Annotated in this window: 6 protein-coding genes and 1 pseudogene; 4 read left to right on the top strand and 3 right to left on the bottom strand. The window is 35.0% G+C overall.

Translation table 11 applies throughout. The features are described from left to right. The coding region (locus AFK68_RS12765; protein WP_246844154.1) for an SPFH domain-containing protein at positions 1-738 on the bottom strand (738 nt) is incomplete at its 3' end. A gap of 419 nt (positions 739-1,157) precedes the next feature. On the opposite strand from AFK68_RS12765, the gene AFK68_RS36695 reads away from it, so the two are divergent. Next, complete coding sequence (locus tag AFK68_RS36695; protein WP_168186440.1) at positions 1,158-1,298, top strand: hypothetical protein; 141 nt, start codon at positions 1,158-1,160, stop codon at positions 1,296-1,298. 1,041 nt (positions 1,299-2,339) lie between these two features. On the opposite strand, the gene AFK68_RS12760 is transcribed toward AFK68_RS36695, so the two are convergent. Together AFK68_RS12760 and AFK68_RS12755 are read right to left on the bottom strand one after the other, a co-directional pair. Continuing rightward, positions 2,340-2,908 (bottom strand): OB-fold-containig protein (locus AFK68_RS12760; protein WP_246844153.1); only part of this gene is annotated, 569 nt, incomplete at its 3' end. Positions 2,909-2,913: 5 nt separating this feature from the next. Continuing rightward, a pseudogene (locus AFK68_RS12755) lies at positions 2,914-3,119 on the bottom strand (OB-fold-containig protein); the annotation flags it as partial. A 353-nt stretch (positions 3,120-3,472) separates the two neighbouring features. On the opposite strand from AFK68_RS12755, the gene AFK68_RS12750 reads away from it, so the two are divergent. The 3 genes from AFK68_RS12750 to trxA (AFK68_RS12740) all read left to right on the top strand — a co-directional run bounded on the left by AFK68_RS12750 (position 3,473) and on the right by trxA (AFK68_RS12740) (position 4,995). Beyond that, positions 3,473-3,835: a VOC family protein gene (locus tag AFK68_RS12750; RefSeq protein WP_094673142.1), complete on the top strand. Its 363-nt coding sequence runs from the start codon at positions 3,473-3,475 to the stop codon at positions 3,833-3,835. 401 nt (positions 3,836-4,236) lie between these two features. Then, on the top strand, positions 4,237-4,572 hold the full coding sequence (trxA, locus tag AFK68_RS12745; RefSeq protein ID WP_094673141.1) for a thioredoxin: 336 nt from the start codon (positions 4,237-4,239) through the stop codon (positions 4,570-4,572). A 99-nt stretch (positions 4,573-4,671) separates the two neighbouring features. Continuing rightward, complete coding sequence (trxA, locus tag AFK68_RS12740) at positions 4,672-4,995, top strand: thioredoxin (RefSeq protein ID WP_094673140.1); 324 nt, start codon at positions 4,672-4,674, stop codon at positions 4,993-4,995. The last annotated feature ends 510 nt before the right edge of the window (positions 4,996-5,505 follow it).

Raw genomic sequence — 5,505 nt, 5'->3', positions numbered from 1 at the left:
AGTATCATAAGTGTCACTTTCTTCGATTTCGGAAATAGCAATATTATTTAGTGTTAAACCAACTTTTTTTAAGTCTGGTTGAATTAGATTGAAAACTTCATCTGCAAACCCCAATTTATCAGAATCAATTTCTGCCAATTTCTTCTTTTTAGCTGCTGCTCGAATTGCATCATCAGCGCGTTTTTCTAGAGCATCTTTAATATCTTCTGGAGAAATTATTCCTTGCTTTGATAATCTAGATGCAGCAGTTTTTACATCTTGTTCATCAGCATTTATGCAGACATAAAAAGTAACTCGCATATTAGCCCGAAGATAATCTTGAGTTCTTACTGCTAAGTTTCCGGTACGTTCTACATCAATAGAAATCTCTCGCATTGGAACTCTAGTAAGTTCGTGAAAACCTGGTAGTACGATACAGCTACCATATAAAATTACAGAATTCTTTTTTGTTAAAAAGCCACCTGTTCTGACAAAAGCTTCATTGTTGGGAGTAATTTGATAGACTCTTGTATAAGCCCAAAATCCTAATAGTAAGAAGAAGATAATTCCGACAATTCCGGCAGCAGTTCCTCCTAAGATAAAAGTGCTATTATTTTGGGGAAACTGAGCGAGTGTTGGCTGTATACATATATTTTCAGATAAAACAATTTCTTTGGGTTTAGGTTGTAGTTCCTTTGTGATAATTTCCTGACTGGAAATTGATGGTAATGATTCAAGAAATGTTAACCAAAATAACATGATTTTTTTCCCTCTAAATTTTTTATTCTTCAAAATTGACCAGAAAATAAGGTCAATAGCCTCCCCTTTCAAGGGGATGAAAAAGCGGTCGAGGGATGGCGAGGTCTCCCGCTCTTGCAGAGCCACTTCGTTAACGCCATATCCAATCGACCAAGAGAGCGGTCGTTTGCGGAGCAGTCCGTCAGGATGGGATGGATGGGTTACCTAACCATATCCAATCTCCCAAAAGAGAAATCAACTTCAGTATTTCAATCTCGATGGCGAGCGCCAGAGGTACTGTTAACGCAGTTACGACCATAGGAGGCTAACTGATAACTGAAATGACCAGGCACAAAAATCAGAGATTTTTGAATTTTATTTCTGACCAAGGTAAAGAGTTTCTAGATACGGGAATTTATAGTTCCATGTGGAAGTAAGTTATGCAGAAAATCATAAATAATTTTGAGAATACCAAGGTTAGCATTTCTCTAGCCTCCTGTATGGGCGACCCTGTAGCAAGGCTCCAATATACTAATGACCGCAAAATTTGGGTAGTTACGACTCCTCTTTTAAGAGGATAAAAAAAGAAGATTCCGTATTTTAATCCCGATGCTTTCCTAGGTCATGNATACTAATGACCGCAAAATTTGGGTAGTTACGACTCCTCTTTTAAGAGGATAAAAAAAGAAGATTCCGTATTTTAATCCCGATGCTTTCCTAGGTCATGCTGCGCAAACAGCTAGAGGTACTGATAACTAATAACTGAAATGACTTCCAGCTATAATTTTGATTGATAGATTTCTTGCAGAACTGAAAGTTAAATCAACTACAATAGATAAATCTTTTATTATACCAATTAAAAAAAAGAATGTTACAAATAATCAGGGTAACTAAAATAATTTACCTTGCATATTTGTGGGATGAATTAGTGTGGAAGGTGTGGGGTGTATGGCGAGTGTGGGGAGGGTATTGGAATTATAGTTTTAGAGCATATAGCAATCCTAAATGATTTGTGAGAATTTTTATAATAGTTAAGATTGAGGGAAAACCTTGAAAATTCTAACTTCTGACTCCTGACTCCTGTACGGGCGAACCGCCGTTCGCCCCTACCACAAAAATATTACAATTGTACAGGGGATTGCTATAGTTCGTAAAAGATAGGATTTATCTTTTCTGCAAAGATTCATCCCCTGCTTCAGCAACGCTAAATAATTTGATCGGGTTTGCCTTTGATTAAAAAGGGATCTTCAAGCCAATAAATGATATTTAAACTAAATATTTCTGGCTCAGTCTTCCTGTCTCCTGACTCCTAAACGGTAAACTAAATATTTGTAGCAAAAATTTATTACGCCTGGTATTACTCTTACTTTTGACTTTCAACTTCTGACTTAACTTCTGCCATAATTCTAATCTTTATTTTTACTTGAATTAGATAACCATCTATCTCGATCCACACTATCTTTAGCTATAATTAAGTAACTTGTAGTCTGACGATCGATCACTATAATTTTTTCTCCTCGATGAGGAATCTTAGTTGCCCAGGATGGTAAATTGGCATTAATAGTTACAAGGTTTTTAGCTGTATCAATGACATCTACTTGTCCAATTTTTCCTTGATTTTNTTACTTGAATTAGATAACCATCTATCTCGATCCACACTATCTTTAGCTATAATTAAGTAACTTGTAGTCTGACGATCGATCACTATAATTTTTTCTCCTCGATGAGGAATCTTAGTTGCCCAGGATGGTAAATTGGCATTAATAGTTACAAGGTTTTTAGCTGTATCAATGACATCTACTTGTCCAATTTTTCCTTGATTTTCTTTAGGAACTAATTTAGAACTAACAGTACCAATACATCCTAGAAGGCGATCGCTACTGACATCTTCTCCAAAAGATTGAAAGAAAATTTTTCCGATAGGTCTCGCAATAAAACCACCTAAAATTAGGCTCAAAATCATTGAACCAATAAATATAGTTACCCCGAAAAACCCATTAGGAGTACCAAACAAAATATTTAAAGTCCAACCAATTAAACCCCAAAAACTTAGGTCAGTTGCTAATAACAAAATCAGTGGAACTTGACTAATACCTAACCAGCCTAAAATTTCTAAAGATTCAACACTATTATCACTGTCAATATCTATGTTTTCCTCTCCTAAACCTGTAGAAATTACGAACAGGAACATGAAGNCCGAAAAACCCATTAGGAGTACCAAACAAAATATTTAAAGTCCAACCAATTAAACCCCAAAAACTTAGGTCAGTTGCTAATAACAAAATCAGTGGAACTTGACTAATACCTAACCAGCCTAAAATTTCTAAAGATTCAACACTATTATCACTGTCAATATCTATGTTTTCCTCTCCTAAACCTGTAGAAATTACGAACAGGAACATGAAGATTCCTGCACCGAGGAGTATCCAGTAAGGTAAGTTAGCAAAATTGAATAGCATATTATCAAGTTCAGGGTCATTTCAGTTATCAGTTATCAGTTAACAGTGCTTTTTACTGAAGTAGGAGCCTTGAAATAGTAAATTTTATTTACAAAATGTGAGAAATGCGGGTATAGCAATTCTCAATAGATTCTCACAAGTTAAGTAATAGAAAAATTCTCTCAAGCCACAATTAATCCTAATTTCTGAATTCTGATTCCTATCCTGGTATAACAGACAATAAAATAGAATTACTATATTATCTACGGTAGTCAAAGTAAAATTTAGAAATAGATAAATTTTAATAATTTTTAACTATGAAATTAAAAAGATTAGGCCATGTAGCTATCTGCGTCCAAGATGTTGACAAAGCAGTACAGTTCTATAAAAATCTGGGTATGGAGATAGCCTGGAAAGATCCTGACTGGGCATATCTTAAAGCCGGAGATGATGGACTCGCACTTTTAAGTCCTGGATATGACCAAGCAGGGCCACATTTTGGGTTTGTGTTTAGCGATCGCTCAGAAATGGAAAAAGCCTACGAACAACTTCAAGGTCAGGAAGTCCAAGTTTCACCAATTCATGAACACCGAGATGGTACTGCTTCTTTCTATGGTAGGGATTTAGATGGTAACTGGTTTGAATATCTCTACGAGCCAGCAACTGTAGTTGACAATTAGAGGTCTATATTTACACTTACCTATAAAAATATTTAGTTTTCATAGTCCAAATAATATGGACTAAGCTCACTGTACTTTAGATTTTTGTAGATTTAAGTTGGGCTAAACAAGTCCCACAAAATTTAATTTATCCAGTGTGTCTAGATGAGGTGAGAATCAGAAAAACTGTTTTCGCAATAATAAATAATAATCAATACCCTGATTGAATACGAGATATGATAATTTTTGAGGATAATACATTATTGATGGGTATATTGTTAAGATTGATATTTAGCATATTTTTCAAAATCTATAGAATTCAGAAAAGTGTGGTATCTCAAAAATTTGATCGATTCCTGTACCAGATAATGGGATAATTTAATAGAGTAGAGTAAAGATAGATATTTAAGGATTACTAAGAAATGTCATCAGCAACACCAGTAACCGATAGCAGTTTCAAGCAGGAAGTGCTTGAAAGTCAAGTTCCAGTTTTAGTAGACTTCTGGGCTCCTTGGTGCGGGCCATGCAGGATGGTGGGTCCTGTAGTTGACGAAGTGGCAGCACAATATGAAGGACAAATAAAAGTAGTTAAATTAAATACTGACGAAAATCCAAATGTAGCAAGCCAGTATGGAATTCGCAGTATTCCTACATTGATGATTTTTAAGGGAGGCCAAAGAGTTGATATGGTGGTCGGTGCTGTTCCCAAGACTACATTGTCTCAAACTTTAGACAAGCACCTGAATGAAAATAAATGAGTTGACAACTTTTAAAACGAATTATGAATTATGTAGAAAGTTGTAAAAAATTCTCTGTATCCATACATAAAAAAATTGATATTAAAGGATTATTAAGGAATGTCAGCAGCACAACCAGTAACGGATAGTAGTTTCCAGGAAGAAGTGCTTAATAGCAATCTTCCAGTTTTAGTAGATTTCTGGGCTCCGTGGTGCGGGCCATGCAGGATGGTGGGTCCTGTAGTTGAAGAAATCGCAGACCAATATAAAGAACAAATAAAAGTAGTTAAAGTAAACACGGATGAAAATCCAAATATAGCAAGCCAGTATGGGATTCGTAGTATTCCTACCTTGATGATTTTTAAGGGAGGCCAAAGAGTTGATATGGTAGTTGGTGCTGTTCCCAAGACTACATTGGCTAACACTCTAGAAAAGTACCTTTAATTTGCTGGTCGTCTAAACTTAATAAGGGGCGACCTGAAGTTAGCCAGGGTTTTTAATCCCTGGTTTAATAACTATAGACAGGATTCTTATACGGCTTCAATAATTAACAATTAATTATTAATTATTACCTCTCCTTAATATAGAAGAGGATTGAGTAAAAAGGATTTTTTTTCTTTTTTATCCTTCAAAGGAGAGGGCTTAAACCTTAGTTATTTGCTAATCTCCTATTATAAAAGCAAAGGAGTGCTGAAAGTTGATGGATAAAGTAAATATTAAAATTCTGAGAATCGTGCTATAGTTCGAGTTTTGATAGTCATATTCTAGTAAAGCCTAAATTCCTGAGAGCTAGATGAGATAGAAGTTTTCCAGGAAAATGCTCTCCAAACAGTTAAGTTGATTAATTAGCTATAAAGATATAATAAATAGAGAAGTTTACGGAATAATTAAGGTTTAAAGCCTCTATTTTAAAGGAGAAAAAAGAAAAAATTTTCCTTTTATTCAATCCTATTC

The organism is Hydrocoleum sp. CS-953, from assembly GCF_002260545.1.
Classification (GTDB): Bacteria; Cyanobacteriota; Cyanobacteriia; order Cyanobacteriales; family Microcoleaceae; genus Trichodesmium.
Note: the sequence above shows the minus strand (reverse complement) of the source record. Positions and strands in the feature narration are given on the sequence as shown.

What these genes read in the sequence shown, in the direction of transcription:
- AFK68_RS36695 (WP_168186440.1), top strand. Translation starts at nt 1,158, where the DNA reads ATGCAGAAAATCATAAATAATTTTGAGAATACCAAGGTTAGCATTTCT.
- AFK68_RS12750 (WP_094673142.1), top strand. Translation starts at nt 3,473, where the DNA reads ATGAAATTAAAAAGATTAGGCCATGTAGCTATCTGCGTCCAAGATGTT.
- trxA (WP_094673141.1), top strand. Translation starts at nt 4,237, where the DNA reads ATGTCATCAGCAACACCAGTAACCGATAGCAGTTTCAAGCAGGAAGTG.
- trxA (WP_094673140.1), top strand. Translation starts at nt 4,672, where the DNA reads ATGTCAGCAGCACAACCAGTAACGGATAGTAGTTTCCAGGAAGAAGTG.